This is a genomic window from Nostoc sp. (assembly GCF_036918245.1).
GTDB lineage: Bacteria > Cyanobacteriota > Cyanobacteriia > Cyanobacteriales > Nostocaceae > Nostoc.
In genome coordinates, this window is sequence record NZ_JBALEF010000049.1 from 17,100 (window position 1) to 37,750 (window position 20,651).

General features: G+C 42.1%; 17 protein-coding genes and 1 pseudogene. 13 read left to right on the forward strand and 5 right to left on the reverse strand.

Annotated features, from left to right (window positions below):
* Positions 1–120 precede the first annotated feature (120 nt).
* Both V7L12_RS12860 and V7L12_RS12865 read left to right on the forward strand, forming a co-directional pair.
* A complete protein-coding gene (locus V7L12_RS12860; RefSeq protein ID WP_012408944.1) occupies positions 121–348 on the forward strand; it encodes a 4Fe-4S dicluster domain-containing protein in 228 nt (75 codons plus the stop codon).
* A 19-nt stretch (positions 349–367) separates the two neighbouring features.
* Positions 368–1,330 carry a HEAT repeat domain-containing protein gene (locus V7L12_RS12865; protein ID WP_335084612.1) on the forward strand — a complete coding sequence of 321 codons (963 nt, stop codon included), beginning with the start codon at positions 368–370 and terminating at the stop codon, positions 1,328–1,330.
* A gap of 36 nt (positions 1,331–1,366) precedes the next feature.
* Here V7L12_RS12865 and V7L12_RS12870 read toward each other — a convergent pair whose 3' ends face one another.
* Positions 1,367–1,879, reverse strand: coding sequence for a 2'-5' RNA ligase family protein (locus V7L12_RS12870; RefSeq protein ID WP_335084613.1), 513 nt, complete (start codon positions 1,877–1,879; stop codon positions 1,367–1,369).
* Positions 1,880–1,979: 100 nt separating this feature from the next.
* Between V7L12_RS12870 and V7L12_RS12875 the strand changes: the two genes are divergently transcribed.
* Positions 1,980–3,011 (forward strand): Mrp/NBP35 family ATP-binding protein, encoded by a 1,032-nt coding sequence (locus V7L12_RS12875; protein WP_335084614.1) that lies wholly within the window; start codon positions 1,980–1,982, stop codon positions 3,009–3,011.
* On the opposite strand, the gene V7L12_RS12880 is transcribed toward V7L12_RS12875, so the two are convergent.
* The 3 genes from V7L12_RS12880 to V7L12_RS12890 form a co-directional block, all read right to left on the reverse strand.
* Complete coding sequence (locus V7L12_RS12880) at positions 2,989–3,570, reverse strand: beta-class carbonic anhydrase (RefSeq protein ID WP_335084615.1); 582 nt, start codon at positions 3,568–3,570, stop codon at positions 2,989–2,991. The genes V7L12_RS12875 and V7L12_RS12880 overlap by 23 nt on opposite strands.
* A 190-nt stretch (positions 3,571–3,760) precedes the next feature.
* Positions 3,761–4,627, reverse strand: a complete 867-nt coding sequence (locus V7L12_RS12885) for a CmcJ/NvfI family oxidoreductase (protein ID WP_335084616.1) — start codon at positions 4,625–4,627, stop codon at positions 3,761–3,763.
* Positions 4,628–4,671: 44 nt separating this feature from the next.
* On the reverse strand, positions 4,672–5,343 hold the full coding sequence (locus tag V7L12_RS12890; RefSeq protein ID WP_335084617.1) for a glutathione S-transferase family protein: 672 nt from the start codon (positions 5,341–5,343) through the stop codon (positions 4,672–4,674).
* A 1,400-nt stretch (positions 5,344–6,743) separates the two neighbouring features.
* Here V7L12_RS12890 and V7L12_RS12895 point away from each other — a divergent pair.
* The 9 genes and pseudogenes from V7L12_RS12895 to V7L12_RS12935 all read left to right on the forward strand — a co-directional run bounded on the left by V7L12_RS12895 (position 6,744) and on the right by V7L12_RS12935 (position 17,360).
* On the forward strand, positions 6,744–8,600 hold the full coding sequence (locus tag V7L12_RS12895; protein ID WP_335084618.1) for a vanadium-dependent haloperoxidase: 1,857 nt from the start codon (positions 6,744–6,746) through the stop codon (positions 8,598–8,600).
* 124 nt (positions 8,601–8,724) lie between these two features.
* Positions 8,725–9,729: a hypothetical protein gene (locus V7L12_RS12900; RefSeq protein WP_335084619.1), complete on the forward strand. Its 1,005-nt coding sequence runs from the start codon at positions 8,725–8,727 to the stop codon at positions 9,727–9,729.
* A gap of 93 nt (positions 9,730–9,822) precedes the next feature.
* A pseudogene (locus V7L12_RS12905) lies at positions 9,823–10,152 on the forward strand (twin-arginine translocation pathway signal protein); the annotation flags it as partial.
* A 202-nt stretch (positions 10,153–10,354) separates the two neighbouring features.
* A complete protein-coding gene (locus tag V7L12_RS12910) occupies positions 10,355–11,155 on the forward strand; it encodes a class I SAM-dependent methyltransferase (RefSeq protein WP_335084620.1) in 801 nt (266 codons plus the stop codon).
* Positions 11,127–11,636, forward strand: coding sequence for a GNAT family N-acetyltransferase (locus V7L12_RS12915; RefSeq protein ID WP_335084621.1), 510 nt, complete (start codon positions 11,127–11,129; stop codon positions 11,634–11,636). The genes V7L12_RS12910 and V7L12_RS12915 overlap by 29 nt, the downstream gene beginning before the upstream one ends.
* A gap of 480 nt (positions 11,637–12,116) precedes the next feature.
* Positions 12,117–13,211: a formylglycine-generating enzyme family protein gene (locus tag V7L12_RS12920; protein ID WP_335084622.1), complete on the forward strand. Its 1,095-nt coding sequence runs from the start codon at positions 12,117–12,119 to the stop codon at positions 13,209–13,211.
* Positions 13,195–15,588, forward strand: a complete 2,394-nt coding sequence (locus tag V7L12_RS12925) for an arylsulfatase (protein WP_335084623.1) — start codon at positions 13,195–13,197, stop codon at positions 15,586–15,588. The genes V7L12_RS12920 and V7L12_RS12925 overlap by 17 nt, the downstream gene beginning before the upstream one ends.
* Positions 15,589–15,678: 90 nt before the next feature.
* Positions 15,679–16,551 carry a bile acid:sodium symporter family protein gene (locus V7L12_RS12930; RefSeq protein WP_298905466.1) on the forward strand — a complete coding sequence of 291 codons (873 nt, stop codon included), beginning with the start codon at positions 15,679–15,681 and terminating at the stop codon, positions 16,549–16,551.
* Between the two features lie 119 nt (positions 16,552–16,670).
* Positions 16,671–17,360, forward strand: coding sequence for an SDR family NAD(P)-dependent oxidoreductase (locus V7L12_RS12935; protein WP_335084624.1), 690 nt, complete (start codon positions 16,671–16,673; stop codon positions 17,358–17,360).
* Positions 17,361–17,373: 13 nt separating this feature from the next.
* Here the strand turns inward: V7L12_RS12935 and V7L12_RS12940 are convergent, their stop codons facing one another.
* Positions 17,374–19,668, reverse strand: coding sequence for an FAD/NAD(P)-binding protein (locus tag V7L12_RS12940; RefSeq protein ID WP_335084625.1), 2,295 nt, complete (start codon positions 19,666–19,668; stop codon positions 17,374–17,376).
* Between the two features lie 304 nt (positions 19,669–19,972).
* Here V7L12_RS12940 and V7L12_RS12945 point away from each other — a divergent pair, with 304 nt between their 5' ends.
* On the forward strand, positions 19,973–20,548 hold the full coding sequence (locus tag V7L12_RS12945; RefSeq protein WP_335084626.1) for a Uma2 family endonuclease: 576 nt from the start codon (positions 19,973–19,975) through the stop codon (positions 20,546–20,548).
* Positions 20,549–20,651 lie beyond the last annotated feature (103 nt).

A 20,651-nucleotide genomic window follows, 5' to 3' on the forward strand; every position in this document is an offset into this window, starting at 1 on the left:
TATTTGAATGAACTACATCGTATGCATCTAAACAACCTACAATCGTGAGATAATTCATGCAAGCTTACACTATTTATTTTACCGTTTAGCAGTTTCAGTACAAAATCATGGAGTTATTTTATGGCTTTAATCAATCAAAGAATAGATGTTCCTGTGATCGTTGATGAATCAAAATGTTTAGAAAAATGCACAGCCTGTATTGAAGTTTGTCCCTTGGATGTATTGGCAAAAAATCCAGAAACAGGCAAAGCTTACATGAAATATGATGAGTGTTGGTTTTGCCTACCTTGTGAAAAAGAATGTCCAACCAATGCAATTACAGTACAAATTCCCTTTTTGCTACGTTAACTATCTGTGGTAAAAATTAATGAATGATGACCTCAAACATTGGCTAGAAATGTTGCGATCGCGTGACGTAAATGATCGTATAGTAGCTGTCAAAACCTTGCAACATTTAGGCGATGACGAAACAATCGATGGTTTAATTATAGCTTTAAAAGACGAACATATTACTGTTCAAAAAATAGCAATATCAGCCCTTTGGGAAATTGCTAATCCTGTTGCCATCCCTGCCTTAATTGAATGCCTCAGTTCAGCAGATACAGATATTCGCACTGAAGCCGCATCAGCATTAAACGAGTTAGTTACACAAGAGGAATTGTTACTTTTACTAGATAAACTCCAAAGTAATGATGTCAATATTCAATTAAATATTTTGGTGCTTTTGCGGAAGATACATGATATTCAATCTTTACCCGACATTTTACCATTTTTAGAATCAAAAAATCCTGAGTTAAGAGAAGCAGCTGTTACGACACTGCGATATATCAATCAACTAGAAAAATGTCCGCAAGCTTTAAATTTAATCTTTGATCAAGAAGCAAGTGTACGTCGTGCTACTGCTTTAACTTTAGAAAATTTACAAGATGCAGAAGTGATTACAATACTTTGTCAAGCACTTACAAATGATAGTGACTGGCAAGTTCGTCGTAATGCAGCTAAATCTCTGGCTATTCATGAAAATCAGCAAGCAATTTCAGCATTAGAAATAGCTTTAGGTGATGAGCATTGGCAAGTGCGGAAATCAGCAGCACAAGCTTTGCAAAAAATTCCAGATATTCAAGTTATGCCAAGATTAATTCAAGCCTTAACAGATGAATATGCAGATGTCCGCAAAGAAGCTGCGATCGCACTTGGTAATTTAGCTCATCCCGATGTTATTAACACCCTCCAACAAGCCTTAGATGACCCTGACAAAGAAGTGTCTATCCAAGCGCAACGGGCAATTCAGAAGATTCAAACAGATAGAATAGTCTCAAGGGAGCAGTAAATAACTAGAGGAAATCCCAACACGATTAAAGCTTTGCTAATTTCGCAATACAAATTCCTTACTCCAAATTATTGACCTTTGCTCATCAACAATATTTATCAGGTGAACTTTATCGACAAAACAACGATAATTTAAATCTAAATGTTGTGCTTCTTCTAACACTTGCAAAAATTTATCTGTACCTTTTGTAAATTTTCCTAGCGTTAAATGCGGAACGAATGGTAAATTTTTCCTGAAATATTCAGCTAATATACCTGTATACAATTCGTTGTGTAGTTTTACCATATCTACTTTTCCTTCTTCAACCATTAAAAACATATACTCATCCCATGATTTTTGTAATCCTTTGAGACAAATAGGAAATGTTTTCCACTTACTCAAGATACTATCAATATGAAGAATGAGATTGTTTTGATTAATAGATTCGATTAGGGGAAATATAAGTGTAATATGTGGTTCAATTAAATCAACTTGTGGGTCATATTTCTGCCTTATTTGATTGATATCCTCTGTGTTAATATTGGGGTAATGTACGAGTGCGTAAGACATACTCATAAATTATTAAAGGTTATACAGCAGATTTCAAATTATCTAGGAGAACTTACACCAACATGAGGTACATAAATATCCCTTCTAACATTCAGAAGATATGACTACAATCCATCAGCAAGAAGTCGTCCAACTACTCAAACAAATCATCGAACCTATCTTAAAAAATGACATCGTTAGTTTGGGAATGGTACGAAACTTACGCATAGTTGATGATTATATTTACTTACGTTTATATATTGGTTCTCATCAGCACCGATTACAACCAGAAATTCAATCTAAATTATCATCTATATCTTGGTGTAAAAAAACTTACATTCAAATTTGTACAATTCCCGGTGTTAAAAGAACTCTTGCAGTTTCTAGTGGTAAAGGTGGTGTGGGCAAATCCACAACAGCCGTTAATATCGCCTCAGCTTTAAAATTACAAGGTGCAAAAGTAGGACTATTAGATGCTGATATTTATGGCCCCAATGTTCCCCAGATGTTGGGTTTAGGACAAGCTGATATTCAAGTGATTAATACTCCCACAGGTGAGAAGTTTTTACCTCTAGAAGTTCAGGGAATAAAAATAATGTCAGTGGGTTTACTTGCAGAAGCAAATCGTCCTTTGGCATGGCGGGGGCCTGTATTGCATAAAATTATCACGCAATTTTTGCAAGATGTGGAATGGGGGGAATTAGATTATTTATTGATAGATTTACCTCCCGGTACAGGTGATGCTCAAATTACAATTATCCAAGAAAGCCCAATTTGTGGAGTCATTTTAGTGACAACTCCTCAACAGGTGGCTGTTGCAGATGTACGACGTAATATATATATGTTTCGCCAAGTGGGTGTTCCTGTTCTTGGTATCGTTGAAAATATGAGTTATTTAATTTGCGGTGATTGTGGTTTACGCACACCGATTTTTGGTAGTGGTGGCGGCGAACAACTAGCCGCAGAATTACAAGCGCCTCTGTTGGGACAAATTCCCATTGATTCCCGCATTTGTAGTGGTAGTGATACTGGAAATCCGATTGCGATAAGCGAATACGCTTCACCAGCAAAGGAGGTTTTTACACAAATAGCTACTTCATTAAATACTACTTTTACGTTACACGATAAAACTACGCAGCTTTACCAAGCTTAGTAGCTTCAGGAACTTCAATTAATTGCCCTGTTTTGACATCGTAGATATAGCCATAGATAGGAATTTCATTCGGAACTAATGGATGCAAACGAATCCGTTGGACATCTGTATAGACGCTTTTGGCTTGGTCATCAATAGTCAACCAATTGATAAACTTGCCTTCGCCTGATCCTGACCCAGATCCAATATCTGACCAACCTCTTGCATCTAGCTTGGCTGTTTTGAGGCTACTAGAAAGTAAATTGCTGATGATTTCATTAGTGAAGGTTTCCATCCCGCAATTAGTGTGATGAATTACAAACCATTCACGCGTACCAAGTAATTTGTAAGAAATCACTAAAGAGCGAATCGCATCATCGCTAGCACGTCCACCTGCATTACGAATTACATGGGCATCTCCTTCAGCTAGTCCAGCAAATTTAGCTGGGTCAAGTCGAGCATCCATGCAGGTGAGAATTGCAAACCGACGAGATGGGGGTATGGTGAGATTACTTTTATCACCGAATTTATCAGTGTAATTAAGATTAGCTGCCAGAACTTCTTCTACAATTTGGCTCATTTTGAGTTTATGTGGGCGATCGCTAGATTAGCAAACCAAAAGCTAAATTCCTACCTAGTAAATAGACCACAGGGTAGGGGCGCAAGGCCTTGCGCCCCTACGACAGGTGTGGTTCAAATACATGAAAACTGCTGTAATTTATTTTACGCAGAGGCGCAGAGAGTAGGAGTTTGAGACAAGTTTTTGCGATCTATGCGGGGTAAAAGACGAATGTTCGTAGCTCGATGCTTTCTCGTGGGGGAGCGTTGGCTGGGCTGGTGGGGTCTTCAAAGGCTGTATGGGCAGCAAAACGGGCGTGTCCTTCTTCTGCGGAGTCAAAGCATTTGATAAATAGTGCTTCGTCTCTGTGCATTTGCGGGAAGTAGAACCATTTATGTTTGGAGTTATACGTGACTCCGTATGTTTCACCAACCCGATCGCGGTAGACTAAATCATTAGCTACAAGGTCAGTTATTGCAATGCTTTGTGAGTCACACACTGCTAAGGGTGACTCTTGGATTGGTTGTGCGATCGCTCGCCAAACATTGATGATGGCAAATCGTTGTTTTAGTAGCGCATCAATATCATCTATCCCCCGCGCTGCTAGTTCCAAATGGGCGCGAGTATAGCCGGATTTGGCGGTGAAGTCGTTGTGTACGCGCAAGGCAGGTTCTTTAATATTATTCTCACCTGGCTTGGAGTTACCAGCATTACGAAGGGTATGATCGAATATCACTACCTTCGTTGCACCTGTCACCTCTTTTAATAATTGCTCGGCTTCTGGATAGTAGACGCGGCGTACTTCGTCTTCATCATAAAAGTTGCGGACATTAGTATTATGTCCAGTAAAGGCGAATCCTTCTTTATCTAACGAGATGTTCTCTGAGATAGAACGAGCATTGTAAATTGGCAGTTTGTGCGTCTGATAAGTTGCATTCGTGCGGGGAATCCCGGCTGGCGGTTCATAAGTATAGTTAACAGGTTTTTCTGCCATTGGAATCAGGTAAGTGAGGTTAGCCTCTACGGATGGCAGATCCAGGGAAATCGGTCTGTCTATAACTTGGTTATTTAAGCTCATAGGTTATCCCATTTTGAATTTTGGTTAATTGTTGGTCATGTGTCCTATTTTTGAGATGCACCAACGGGAACAGGTTCACCGAGAACTTTGGCGAATCTTTGCAAATAGAAGTCCACAGGGTTTGCTACTGCTTGGATTGAGGAGCGATCGCCTACCAGATTCCACCATGTCTGCAAACGAGGTGTTTCGGCCGGTAGTGTGAATTTACGGAAGTGTTCTAAGAGTGGTAAACGTTCAAACCAAGGATAGAAGCTGATATCAACTAGGCTAAACTGATCTCCTAATAAGTAATCACCTTTGCCTAATCCTTCTTGTTCAATATATAGAAGCGCTTCTGTGAACTCTTTTCTTCCTTGTTCTTGTTCGGTGCTATCTTTACCGCGCAGCAATTTGTTAAAAGCTGGGACAAGGCGAGTATTGGCGTAGTCTATCCAGATGCGAGCGATCGCTTTAGCTGCGGGATCGCGGGATAATAAAGCTGGTTCGGGAAAAACCTCATCTAGATATTCATTGATGATAGCGGACTCATAAATTTCAACATCCCCATGTTTGATTGCTGGAACTTTGCCATAGTGGGAAATCTGCGTGTACCCATCTGGTTTATTTTGTAAGTCAATTTCTATCGGGGTGAAGTCAATGCCTTTTTCCAGTAAGACTACACGAGTCCGTTGAGAGAAGGTAGAGGCTTTGGCGAAGTATAGTTGTATGTTGCTCATGAAATCTTTTCCTTGTAATAATCGTAAATGCAGACTATTAGATTGCACAACTCAACCTAAAGCAATAAAACAGAAGCTGTTCATGAGCGCTCGCCCAGTATAGATGAAAAAAACCATTCTGTTTTCTGATTAGTGCAGTTAAATAATTGACTGGCAGGTATTTACGTCAGTTATTATATGACATACTACACTTTGCCGATCGGCTTAATGTGTTTTAAATATTATACAGTCTTTCTGAAAATATGCATACCTAATTATTAGTGCAACTAAATAAATAGCTAGACATACAGCAACTTTGTGAGGTACAGATAATCGTAGGGAACATGGCTGTGCCCCTACCCGTGTACTTCATTTACCTGAAATACGCTTTAATGAGGCGTTTGTGCTTTGGGATTCTTTTTGTTGGCTGTGGCGTTTATCGCTCATTTCAGTGTACGGAAGAGAAAATTCTCAAGCAGAGAATACGACGCTGTGCGCCTGTTCCTCTAGGGCTTTCACGCTCTTGCTAAGTTTATTGTAAAGACCTCTTGATTTTTATCAGCGATTGTGGGAAAGTCTAATTTAATATCTACAAAACAACGGTAAATCGATAGATTTACCGTGTTTTATAGCTTGACTGGAAGCAAGCCGTGGTTTTAGCTGTGCTTTAATCCCGGCAATATCCGATCGCACTGATTAGAACTACAAAAGTATAACAGCCATGCGATTAAAGCATCATACCAGCACTGAATGCCAATATTACTGTCAGGAGAATCATATCAAGTTTGGATGATTACTTCTAATAAAATCTATCAATTTAGGTTGGGTTAAACGGCAGTGAAACCCAAGATGAACAAGGATCAAATGTTGGCTTCCCGCAGGAGAACCCCCTTCTCTACGAGATGCTGTTCGCATTCGATTCTACGTTCTTCAACCCAACCTATAGATATTATTAAGTATTTAACCGAACCTGATATCACTCTTATGCAAGTTACCTTCCAGTAAAGTAACCCCAGATATCATCCCAAATCTGGTTAGATTTCCCTGTTTCTCTAGAGGTGGGCATTTTGTGTGTGGCTAGTTGTTCTAGTTTTCAGATGCTCATGTATTCACTTATGACTAAATTTTTGGATTATTTTTTTCCAGTGGAGAACATCTCATGCAAGTAGATCCAAATTCTCATCAAGGTTCCGAGCAAGATACTCAGGCTAATAGCGAAATAGAAAAACTGAAACAACCCCGTGTAGCTAGCAAACGTTTCTAAAGAATTATGCCGAAATTGCTTTCAACGAGGCATAAAGCGCAAAGCCAGAGCGGCTCAGCCTCTGGTTTTTATTTCAATCCCATTATTAGCGCGTAGGATTGCCTATTCCCTCTGAATGGATTTTTATGTAATTTTTTACTAGTGGAGAACAACTTAGATGCAAGCAGATCCCAATTCTCATCAAGATTCTGAAAAAAATGCTCAGGCTCATAGTGAAATAACAAAAACTAAGCAACCTCAAACTAGCGCAGGTAGTAGAAGATTATTCCTCGGTCGCGGCAGCAGACGTTTATTTCTCGGTCGCGCCGGTTTGTTTAGTGCAGCTAGTGTTGTGGCAGGGGTTTTCAGCTCATCCCTTTCCTTGAAGAAAGGAGGAAATGTTGTCCAGGCCCAAAGACCTCCTGCAACGTTTACTCCTGCAACGTTTAACTATAGCAACTTTCGTAATAGAGCTTTTCAAGTACGTACAAGAGCAGCCAAGATTAATTCGGAAATTCCTATTCCTCCTCATCCCACCAATGGAGATGAGGCGAAGTATGCTAACAAAATTGCGACGGATACACGAGGATTACCGCATAACAAGCTGGGCGAAGTGGATCTGAAGGCTTATCAATCTTTTATTAATGCGTTGAACTCCGATGATCCCAATGAGTATGAAAAGATCATCCTGGGTGGCACACGGAAGCTGGTACAACCGCTCGGTCCATTAGCGGTTAGCTTGAGTGGGCTGAATCCGAGCCAATTGACAATTCCAGTGCCACCTACTCTCGATAGTGCAGAGCAGGCGGCTGAATTCCTCGAAATTGCTTGGCAACAACTGTTGCAGGATGTACCCTTTAGCGAGTTCCGCAATAATACAACTAACCCGCTGATTCTGGCAGCAGTTCAGGATCTGAATCGGTTGTCAGCATTCAAAGGGCCTAAACAGAACGGACGAGTTACACCCGAACTCCTATTTCGAGGCACCGCGATTTACGTTAATGCCTCTGGTGGAACGACTTACCACACGTTACCAGGGGTAGATGTGGGGCCATACGTCTCCCAGTTTTTACTGCGTCCTGTGCCCGCAGGAACACAGAGTTATGTTCAGCTTAACCGTGTTCCCCTAGCTATTCCCGAAAACAGTTTTCAAACCAACTATAACGAGTGGTTGCTGGTGCAAAATGGTGGTGATTCTGGTCGAACGATTAAATTTGACTCAACCCGTCGCTACTTTATCAACGGGCGCGACCAGTCAGAGATTGCCCACACGCCACCACCCGTCTATGCAAATGCTGCTCTAATTCTACTCGCCAAGCCAGTCATTGATAACTTCCTAGCAGGTGGCGTTGGCTCACCTTACAATCCCGGTAATCCTTATAACAACTCGAAGACCCAAGCGAGTGGTTCTGCGACATTTGGTCCAGGGTATTCACAATCTCTCATCGCTTGGGTTAGTCCACATGCAATCAGAGCGGCTTATTGGCAGAAGTACTATGTTCACCGTCGTCTGCGAGCAGAGGCTTATGGTGGGTTGGTTCATAACAACAAGGTGAATAAAACAAACTATCCGATTCACCCCGATGTTTTTAACTCAGAAGTACTAGACCGCTTCTTCAGCAAAAACAAATCCTATCTGCTACCGCAAGCTTTTCCTGAAGGGGCACCATTCCACTCTTCTTATCCAGGAGGGGCTTCGGTAGCGGCAGGTGCTAGTGTGACAATCTTGAAAGCACTATTTGATGAGAGTTATGTGATTCCGAATCCGGTGGTACCCGATCCTAAAGATCCCACCAAGTTGATTCCCTATCAAGGCCCACTGCTGACCGTGGGTGGCGAATTGAACAAACTGGCGGCAAATATTGGCTTGGGTCGTGATAGTGCTGGGATTCACTGGCGCACAGATGCAGCAGCGTCGTTGGCCCTTGGCGAAGCGGTCGCGATCAGCATTCTCAGAGATGAAAAGCTAACGTTCCGCGAAAAATTTGCAGGTTTCACCTTCACCAAGTTTGATGGTACAAAAATCACAGTTTAAGGCTTTAACTGTTTAGAAAATATAGAGACACGATATTTCGCGTCTCTATATTTACTTAAATCCTATTTAGTTTCAGAGTTCTACAATGTCTGATCTTCGGAGATTTTACTCTCGGTCGCGATCTATGTTATTGAGCATAGTGGTAGCGATCGCGCTCTTGATATCTACAACACAAGCACTCAATCCCAAAAATATAGTATCAGCACAAGAAGCATCGCCGGACATAGAACTAGCTAATAAATTAGGTAAAGAAATTATTGCTGCTTGTCCCGTTGTCTCTGATACTAAAAATTTAGCTGCCTTCAACTCATGCGCTGACAAACTCGCTAAGCTAACAACCCTCCGCGAAACCATGAATGCACCCTTCTTGTGGGGCGCTCAAAGCAAAGTCGGTAATTATAATCTCAAAGATAATCAAACAACTGAATTTAATCCATTAGTTTGGCGTCGCATTTACCTAGCTACTTTTATGTTCAAAGGTGAACCAAAGGTTGAACAGGTAAACAATTTAATTGTGATTCACCTTCCCATTCAGTTCCGTAATCAGCTTGATATTGGTGCTTATCCTTATCCTTTTTGGCACTCATCGAAAAAGTGGAATTCTTACCAGCAAAGTACTGAATTACTTCTGTTTCTAGAACAGAAAAAGCTCAAAGGGGCGCTGCGTTCAGCTGTGGTTGACTCACAAAGACCAGTAGTAAATCATGTATGGGATGGTAGGTGGGTTTGGAATGATGCTCATGGCAAAAAGCAACCTTATGTAACACTATATACCCGTTTGTTTTCTCCATCGAACCCACACCTCGCTAAAGTTGATGCTGCTTATCGTGCATTTGAGGTTAATCTACGTCAACACGCTTGTATTGTTTGCCATAGTCCAGATAACGCAGCTAAGCAGAATCCTTTATTAATGCTGAGTTATCCAAATCAAGCGCTCTCCTTACGACACGAAACGGTGCGCCAAATTAAAGAAAAACGAATGCCGCCTCCGGCTGGTATCGTTAACGAGCAAGAGCGACAAAAGCTGCTTGAACTCGCCCAAGCATTTGCCCAAGCAGGCGACCAAGCCCTAGCTTACGAAGGAGAAAAAATAACTTCTTTCAAGTTCATTCAAACAACTGGTGATTGAATTTGATGTGGTGCTGTCAGTGCTAGTTCCTGCTGCCGTCACACAGGCAGCCTCAGAAGTCGCTCAAGCAATAGGCAACGTTGGTAAAAGCATTCTGGTGTCAATGTCACACTGTTGAAAGCGTTTTTTGATGAAAACTTTGTTATCCCCTCACCAGTAGTGCTTGATCCCAATGACCCAACAAAAGTAATTTCTTACAGTGGCCCACCACTAACTGTGGGTGGAGAGTTGAATAAACTAGCAACTAACTATGCTATTGGTCGCGGTCACGGCGGTATCCATTGGCGTTCAGATGGTTCTGATGGTTTGGCTTTAGGAGAAGAGGTTGCTATTAGTCTGCTCAGGGATGAGAGACTGGGTTATAACGAAATATTCAATGGCTTCACCTTCACCAAATTTGACGGTACAAGAGTCACAGTTTAAACATATTTTCGGTGTTATGGGAGTGCTGAGTAAAATACCTTTACTGAGCAATACCTTCACCAAAAAAAAGGATTAAGAGATAGGGTCGATTAAAAAGTTAGTTTAGAAAGTAGTTTCATTGATATCAATTGCTTACACTCCTGCCACAATATAAGGAAAATAAATTAAATACAAAGGTATAGCTCGACTGAACCTTATAGATATGAAAAAATCCAACTACTATGACTATATTGCACAAATCTATGACCAAACACGCTGGCTAACAGAATCAGTTGCAGAGGAAGTTGCTGATTTTATTCTTAAGCTTACTTATGCCACGCCTGAAACCTCTTTTTTAGAACCAGGTGTTGGCACAGGGTTAAATGTTATTCCTCTTGTTAAACGGGGTTATTCTGTGACAGGAATTGATGCTTCTCAAGAAATGCTTGCTCAGTTCCGTCAAAAATTAAATGTCACTCCTCCTAATTTGAACCTGATCTACGGTGATGCTTCACAATTAGCTTTTCCAGACAACAGTTTTGATGTTGTATTGACTGTCCACATGATCCATACTGTCTCTGATTGGAGAGTATTTTTAGACAATATTGATCGAGTACTGAAGTCTGGAGGCTTTTATCTCAATTGTCAGTGGATTACACCACCAGCCAGACGAGAATTTGAAGGATATTTTCAAGATATATTATCTAAGTATGAAGGAGTAAAGCAAAAATCGCCAAGTATTAATATAGCAATACAAAAGATAGATGTAGAAGGATATTTACAGCGAAAAGGTTATGTATCCAATTATTTCGTAGCTAAGGAATGGAGAGTTAGCAATACAGTTGAAGAGATACTAAGTTTTTTCAAAGCACGAGCATACGGTTTATGTTGGCAAGTATCAGATGATATATTTCATCAAGTAATAAATGAATTTGAAGAATTTTGTATCAATCATTATGGCTCTTTAAAAACTAATCTCTCCTCTGAAGCTAAGTTTGAAATATGGGTTTACAAAGCAATTTAAAACCTCACATAAATTATGGATATTTCAATACGCAGCGTTAAGGATACTGCTAGACCTGTACAAACATCTGAACCCAACGGATGCTCCCTTACCTGACGCATCAACTATTGAGAAAATATGGAACGAAATATTGAGCGATGGCGTTCCGCCCAGCGTAGCTGATCGCAAGATTAATTGCTTTGTAGCAGACTGGGAGGGAAACTTAATTGCCTCTTGTATTTTGGTGATTGTCCCTAATCTGACGCGAGGCGCTCGTCCCTATGGACTAATTGAGAATGTAATTACTCATCCCGATTATCGTCACCAAGGTGTAGGAAAGTGCCTGATACATCATGCTTTACAATCTGCATGGAGTCATAATTGTTACAAAGTAATGCTTCTAAGTAGAAGTCAAACCAAGGAAGTACTCCAGTTTTACGAAAAAACTGGGTTTAAGAAGGGTATCAAAACTGGTTTTGTGGCTACACCAATATCTCACTAAGGTGGTGTTAAGCTTTTTCGTAGCTAAATATATATAGTGCTTGACTTATGTTTTCACAAGATGTAATTTATCAATATTAGATAAAACATCGGTAAATTTATCGGTTTTTAGTATTTTGGGAAATTCCAAATAAAAAATAGCTCAAAAACTCTCTCCTCCTTATTTCTCTGTGCCTCTGTGGTAGCCTTTAACGAGACGCTTCGCGAATGTGTCTAGGTTTATTTTGGTAATTTATTTCTTGGAAGTCCCTTAACAGAAATAAAGATATTTATTGTAAATTAGCCTGAGTTTAGAGTTAATAGTTTCTGTATAATATCAAAGATTGAAAAATTTCTGAAGATTTATTGGTATAAAATACGGATTTTTCGACAAGAAATAATGTAATGCGAGAAATAGATTACTGAAAAATACAACGAAAAGGGGGATTGTTCATCTAAAATCTAAAATGATATAAGTTTTAAGAAAAGTTGAATCTTATTGATGAACTACAGGTATTCAATTAGAAATAGTAAAAGTGAGAATATTAGGGATGAAAAAAAATATTGCTTTCTCACATTAATATTCATTCAGGGAATAGCGATCGCACTCTTATTCATCAATACAACCGCATTTGCAGCCACAGTCAATCCCTGTCCTCAAGGTATGGCGATGATTTCAGGAGGAACGTTCAAAATGGGGTCTGATAATTCCAGTTTTGTGGAGGAGCGATCGCCTGGAGATGTAACGCTGACTAACTTCTGTATTGATAAATATGAGGTAACGAATGCACAATTTGGTGAATTTGTCAAAGCCACTGGATATGTGACAGTTGCAGAGCGTCCCTTATCTGAAGAACAGTTTCCCGATTTACCCGATGAGCAGCGATTACCGGGTTCTTTAGTGTTTGAGATGCCAAAACCAGGTGTCAAGCAAGTTTCCTTTCTAAGTTGGTGGCATTGGACTACTGGCGCGAATTGGCAACATCCCTTTGGGCCAGACAGTGCAATCGCTAGCAAATCCAACTATCCAGTTGTTCACATAGCTTACGAAGATGCCCTAGCCTACGCCAAATGGTCAGGAAAATCCTTACCCACCGAAGCTCAATGGGAATACGCTGCCCGTGGTGGCTTGGATGGTGCAACCTATGCTTGGGGCAATGAATATTCTGAACATAGAGCCAACACTTGGCAAGGAATTTTTCCCTTTTTCAACACCAAAGCCGATGGTCACTTGGGCATTGCTCCCGTCGGTTCTTTTGCACCCAATGGTTATGGACTCTATGACATGACCGGCAATGTTTGGGAATGGACTACTGATTTTTTTCAAGTCGGACACGATCGCAAATCCCATGAAATTAATCCTATTGCCTTAAATCAAAGCTTTGATCCCAAAAAGCCCGATGAATCAGAGTTACACGTGATCAAGGGGGGATCATATCTCTGCGCTCCCAATTACTGTAGCCGCTTCCGTCCGGCGGCGCGGGAGTCAGAATCACCGGATACGGGAACTACTCATATCGGGTTTCGGCTAGTTAAAAATTTGGCTGATTCCAGCACACTACCTTTGATGAGCAACAATAATGGCACAACTGACTGATCCTCACAAGAGAGATTCTTTGTATGCATCTCTCAAGTTAACTTCTCAAGCGATCGCCTTTTTGACAGCCCTGACGCTAATATTTTCTAGTCTCTTACCTCTACCTGCTTGGGCGGACTATGGCGACAAATTGCCATTACCCCAACCATCTTTTAAAGGCAAAATTGGGATTACTTACAAAGAATCCGAACCAGACTTCCCCAAACCCATTAAGGCTCCAGAAAATTCACCAAACGTGTTGCTGGTGTTGCTTGATGATGTCGGTTTTGGACAAACCAGCACCTTTGGCGGTCTGATCGATACGCCTAATTTAGACCGTCTAGCAGAAAGGGGATTGCGTTATAACCAATTCCACACTACAGCACTCTGCTCTCCTACCAGAGCCGCATTGCTCACGGGACGCAACCATCATTCTGTGAGTACAGGTGTGGTTACGGAGTTAGCCACAGGCTATCCAGGTTATACTGCGATTTTACCTAGAAGTGCGGCAACGATCGCCGAAGTATTGCGAGACTATGGATATAACACAGCGGCCTTTGGCAAATGGCACAATACCCCAGACTACGAAACCAGTGCAGCCGGCCCATTTGATCGCTGGCCGACAGGTTTAGGTTTTGAGTACTTCTATGGATTTATGGGCGGTGATACCAATCAATGGAGTCCAGCTTTGGTAGAAAATACCCAACATATTCAAAAACCAAGCGATCGCCCTGATTATCACCTTACCCCTGATCTAGCAGACCATGCGATTAAGTGGATTCGCACCCAACAAGCGATCGCTCCTGATAAACCCTTCTTTACCTACTTTGCCACTGGCGCTACCCATGCCCCACACCATGCGCCCAAAGAATGGATTGACAAGTACAAGGGTAAATTTGCTCAAGGTTGGGATAAATTACGCGAAGACATCTTTGCTCGTCAGCTAGCCCTTGGTGTAATTCCCGCCGATACTAAGCTGACTCCTCGCCCGGCGGAACTCCCGGCTTGGGATTCCCTCACTCCCACCGAGCAGAAAGTTTATGCGCGTCAGGCGGAAGTATTTGCAGGTTTCCTCAGCCATACCGATGCACAAATTGGTAGAGTCATTGATGCCATCGACCAACTAGGCGAATTAGATAATACCTTAGTCTTTTTCATCGCCGGCGATAATGGTGCGAGTGCTGAAGGCGGCTTAACAGGTAGTGTTAATGAATTAAAAGTCTTTAATGGCGTAGCAGAAAGTCCTCAAGAAGTTCTCGCGGCTTTAGATGATTTAGGTGGGCCAAAAACCTTCAATCATTTTCATGCAGCTTGGGCTTGGGCAGTGGATAGCCCCTTCCAATGGACAAAACAAATTGCTTCTCACTTCGGCGGAACTCGCAATGGTTTAGTTGTGGCTTGGGGCGAACGCATCAAAGATCGTGGTAGAGTGCGGAGCCAATTCCATCATGTAATTGATATTGCGCCTACAATTCTGGAAGCTGTGGGAATTGAAGAACCAGAGGTTGTCAACGGTGCAAAACAACAACCCATCGAAGGTACTAGCCTTGTCTATAGCTTTGATAATCCTGCTGTACCATCCCATCACAAAACCCAGTATTTTGAGATGTTTGGCAATCGTGGCATTTACGATCAAGGTTGGGTAGCAGCCGCCCGTCATGGACGCTTACCTTGGGAGCGTGTCTCCAAAACCACCTTCGATGAAGATAATTGGGAACTATACGATATTACCAAAGACTTCAGTGAAGCCAACGATTTAGCCAAGCAGAACCCTGACAAGTTAGCGCAACTACAAAATCTATTTCTGAAGGAAGCAAAGAAGTACAAAGTTCTGCCCTTGGACGATCGCTTGATTCAACGGTTTGATGTCAAAACCCGTTCTAACCTAATCACAGGACGCAATAACTTTACTTATCACACATCTGTTGCAGGGATTCCCGAAGGCAGCGCTCCCAATATTAAGAGTCGCTCCTTTAGCATCACTGCCGATGTGGATGTTGCCAAAGATGGTACTGAAGGCGTTTTAGTCACCCAAGGCGGACGTTTTGCGGGTTGGAGTTTCTTCTTGAAAAAAGGTAAACCCACCTTTGCTTACAACTTCTTAAATAGCGATCGCACAATCATTCAATCTTCCCAACCAATTGCGATCGGCAAATCCCAAATCAAATTTGACTTTACTTATGATGGTGGCGCTCCGGGAGCAGGTGGTACTGGTAAGCTCTTGATTAATGAGCAGCAGGTTGCCGAAGGCCGCATTGATAAAACCGTAGGCTACCGATTTGGTTTAGATGAAACCTTTGATGTTGGTCAAGATACTGGCACACCTGCGGTAGATACTTACCAAACACCTTTTGCATTCACCGGCAACTTACAGCAAGTCACCCTGGAATTGAAGTAATAGAAACTGGGCATTGGGGATTGGAGATTGGGCATTGGTTATTTTCCTTTGCCCCTCTGCCCCTCCGCCACTCTGCGTGAGAAAAAAATCATGAACGAAATCTTGTCACTAATCGACAAACTCGCACTTTTCACATTTATCGTGTTCACCATGCTGGGTGCAGGGTTAAGTCTCACCGTACAACAGATTTGGGAACCACTCCGCAACCTCCGCTTAGTCATATCATCGCTGCTAACTAATTTTGTGCTAGTGCCGCTTTTTGTATATTTGTTACTACAAGTAGTACATTTAAGTGAACCACTCAGAGATGGCTTACTAATCATGGCAGTAGCATCAGGGCCTCCAGCACTACCTAAACTTGCCCACATAGTCAAAGGCAATATAGCTTTCTCGGTGGGATTAATGATGTTGCTAATGCTGGGCACAATTTTTTATATGCCGATTGTATTACCCTTAGTGGTGGAAGGTGTGCAAATTAACTCTTGGGACATTGCTAAACCCTTATTGTTAATGATGGTCAGCCCATTGATCATTGGGTTATTCATCAAAGCAAAATTGAGTGCGATCGCCCCCATTATCCAGCCGATTTTGTTCAAATTATCTAATGCTGGATTGCTTTTAGGTCTGGTAGTCAGGCTGATAGTTCACACTAACGATATCATTGGCTTATTACAAACAGGTGCAATTTTAGTTTGTGCCGTTTTCATAGTCTTCTCCTTTACCGTGGGTTATCTTTTGGGCGGCCCTGGTATCGATACCCAACGAGTGCTAGGAGTCGGAACAGCTCAACGTAATTTTGCCGCAGCATTATTAGTAGCTACAAGTAATTTTGAAGATCCCAGCGTAGTCAGCATCATCATGGTGACGAGTATTTTAATGATGATTGTAGTTCTGATCGCCGGGCCAAAGTTCATAGAACTAGACCAAGGAACGGGTGTAGAGATAGAACAGGTAGAAGGTTGAAACTCTCCTAACTGCAAAAATATCTCTGTTGCTCATTTTGACAAGAAGTCAGGAGCTTGTTTAGTACAGCTTTGGTAAATTGTTGGTTATGTTATTAATTTGACGGAGAACTTGAGGGTATGCCAAATATTGCATTGATTGTTGGGGCTGGTAGTGGACTCAGTGCCTCACTAGCCCGTTTATTGGCAAAAGAAGGCTTTACTATTGCTTTAGCAGCGCGACAAATTGATAAGCTTAAAGCATTATCTGATGAAATTGGAGCCGTCAGTTTTACTGCCGATGCTTCTCAATTAGATGAAGTTGAACAACTATTTACAGATGTCGAACAAAAACTAGGAGTACCAACATTGGTTGTGTATAATCCTAGCTGGCGCGTTCGGGGTTCATTTGTGGAACTTGACCCAGCCGATGTTGCCAAAACACTAGAAATTACTGCGTATGGTGGCTTTTTAGTAGCACAAGCGGCGGCAAAACGTCAGTTAGCTGTGGGTGGAGGAGCTATCTTTTTTACAGGTGCTTCCGCCAGTGTTAAGGGTTATCCTCAGTCTGCACCGTTTGCAATGGGTAAATTTGCTTTACGGGGTTTGGCTCAAAGCATTGCCCGTGAATTGGCTCCTCAGAATATCCATGTGGCGCATTTTGTGATTGATGGAGGAATTCGTTCTGCTACCCGGATAGAACCAGATAATCAACCAGATAGTTTACTTGATCCAGATGCCATCGCTCAAACTTATCTGAACATTCTCCGCCAACCTCGCAATGCTTGGACTTGGGAAGTTGAATTGCGACCTTGGGTAGAAAAATTTTGATTTTCACTCTGCTCTAGATATACATAGCAAAGTAATCATTGTAGATTTCTGTATTAGTCATGACTGTGAGTTCTATTTGTTTCTGTTCTTCATCTGTTGCCGAACTCGTAGCCTGGTCTAAGCTTTCTTGGAGGATAAAATCACCACAGTATTCATTCGCAGGTACAGCTGCATTCATCTTTTGGGGATAACTCAATTTGAGATTATTCATGATGGTAATGAATTGACTACGGCTGCGATCGCTAAATCTAGGATTAAGCCGCTTTTCTTCGCCAATGGTGGAAACTGTGCGCCCTTTATAGTCATGGGCAGGATATACCTTGGTATCATCTGGCAAGGTGAATAAGCGTTGTGTCACTACATCGTATAAAGTTCCAGCATCGCCTCCCTGAAAATCTGTGCGTCCACAACCACGAATAAATAAGGCATCACCAGTTAACAGATGGCTTTTGTTCACCAAATATGCTATATGACCGGCGGTGTGTCCTGGTGTGGAAATTGTTTCGATGATTACCGATCCCACCTCTAGGATTTCGCCACCGACAAGGGAGCGATCGGCTTTTGTCACAGCAGTATTCTGGGGAACAATTACCTGAGCGCCTGTTTGTTGCCTGAGTTTGCCTGCCCCTGTGATGTGATCGGCATGAAGGTGAGTTTCTAAACAGTAGCGTAGCTTTAATCCCAGTTCACCTAATGATTGCAAATCGCGGTCAACTTGCTCTAATACAGGATCGACTAGAACAGCATCTCCTGTCTGCTGATCGGCAATTAAATAAGTGTAACTACTAGTTTCCGGGTCAAAAAATTGCCGAAATAGGAAAGTTGACTGCGGTATCTCTGCACTGCCATCAGTTACGCTTAACAAAGGCATCGTCGCAATAGTCCGCATACGCACTGGTAACGACTGCAACAACGCCTTAGATAATTCCTGCGCCTGTCCCCGTAATTCTGGAACGGCAATACTTTCCCACAAGTCGCCCTTGCGGGGAGTTCCCAAGGTATAAAGCAGCGTCGAAACGTTACCATCTGCTGCATATAAAGCACCGTGGGTATCTGTATCTAATCCTAAACCGATGGCATTGGGGCGAATTAATTTCTGCGATCGCAAATTAGTAATCAGAGGATGAGGCGATCGGCGATAATCTGCTGCTACCCCTGTACAATTCACCACCCGGCGGACGTGCAAGATATTATTAGTTTGGGTTTTGCGCTGGCACACGGTAACAGCTACACCGTCCGGCAAAGCTTGATATTCCCGAATTCGCCCTGCGGTAATGGTGAGTTGAGCAGAATCCAGCATTTGGGTGACAACATCCGCCACTCTTGGGGCAATGCGGTGACGATGCACATCCCAATAGGGTGTCAAATGACGCAAAAAACGTTGCTGTTCCTCCGTCGGTAGTTTTTGCCAGATTTTCTGAATCATGGGACGCAGAGAATCAATTACTGCTCGCCAGTCGTAGCCTTGGGCAGCAGCAATTTCCACCTCGGCACGCACCCGATGTAACCAGCCGCGTACACTTTTTGGTAAATTTTCTGGGGTCAAAAAGGAGGGATAAGGTTGAGCTGCTTGATGTTTGAGGGGAAATAATCCTCGTCGCGACACAGCATAAATTTTGCCCCGATGTTGGCGATCGCTCAGAGATAAAACCATATCCACCATCGTCAGTCCTGTACCAATTAGCAACACAGGTGCATCAGCATCAAGGTCTGCTAGGGCATCGGCTGACCAAGCATTCCGTAGATAACTTTCATCATTACTGTTTGCGTTTTCAATAGTGGGGGGTGCAGAGGGTGAGTTCCCCAATGCCAACACAACTCTGTCTGCGGTAAAACAGCGACCACTACGCAGAGAAATCATTGCGCCTTTTTCTTCAGGCTGTACCCCTACCACTTCATCAGTCAAGCGTTCTAGTCGCACATCACTGGGTGCTGTGGCTTCTGCTTCTGCCAAAACCGATTGAATGTATAAACCATAGACCTTACGAGGTATGAAGGTACTGGCATTGACTTTTTGGGGCAAAAATGCTGTTAACTCATCGCGGTTGTGCTGAAGCCAACGTAACAAATGCCCCGGATCATGGGCAAATGCACTCATGTTGCCTGCCGATACATTCAGCAAATGACAATTGGTATCTGTGCTGTAGGCAATTCCCTTGCCAATTTGATCACTACGCTCAATCAGCTTAATGGTGAGGGGTTGGCTGGCAGTTTTCAATAGGTGGGTAGCGACTAGAGAACCACTAAAACCTCCGCCAACAATCGCGATCGTGGTTGGAGTATGGGCAGTTAAAAAACTAGGGTTCATGGCGGTCTTAGTTAAAATAAATAGTTACGCCTGCTTTATCAAGTCTATCTACCGGGACTAAATGCATTTCCAACCCAGCTAAAAGAATTAAGACTTGATTTCTTATAAATTCTTATAATACCTGCTTTCAGGCATTAAATACATGTAATTGATAAATTAACCGTAGTTTTTGGTTACACAGTAATCATGCTTATCGAATTATTCATGCACAGTTTGCCTTTAAACGCTACTATAAGCCAATGTGCAATTGCTCATGGTTTTTTGAGAACTACCTCAAAAAAACCTTTATTTATAAAGTAGCGCGATGACACAGACAACTACAGAGTGTCTATACTCTTTTGAAGAATATCTCGTTTATGACGATAGTACTGATAGCCGTTATGAGTTGGTGGATGGGAAACTAGAACGCATCAATCCACCAACTTTTAGACATTTACTACTTGCTAAATTCATAGAACAGACATTTGACACAGAAATCAATCGCTTGAGTTTACCTTGGCTATGTTTTAGAGAGGCGGGGGTAAGAACGGGATGGCGAAAGTCAAGATTGCCTGATGTTTATGTTGTCACGGCTGAACAGGTGATGGAATTTCTTGATGAGTCTGCTGTTTGTCAGTCTGTGCCGTTATTAGTAGTGGTAGTTGTCAGTCTTGATTCAGTAAAACGCGATTATCGATATAAACGTTCTGAATATGCAGCGTTAGAAATTCCTGAGTATTGGATTGTAGACCCAATAAAGTCAAAAATTACGATTTTATTGTTGGAAGATGGATTGTACGAGGAAAAAGAGTTTAGCGAAAATCAGCAAATTGTGTCTGCAACTTTCCCAAAAATTGTGCTTACAGTTGAACAAGTGTTAGCTGCGGGTAATGTTGGTTAAAAAATAGCGATGCTTAGGTTGGGCTGCGCCTACGCAATACTCGGTAGTGTTTACGAAAAAGTTATTTTAGTCGATTAGCCAAGAAATTTGACTAGTGAGGATA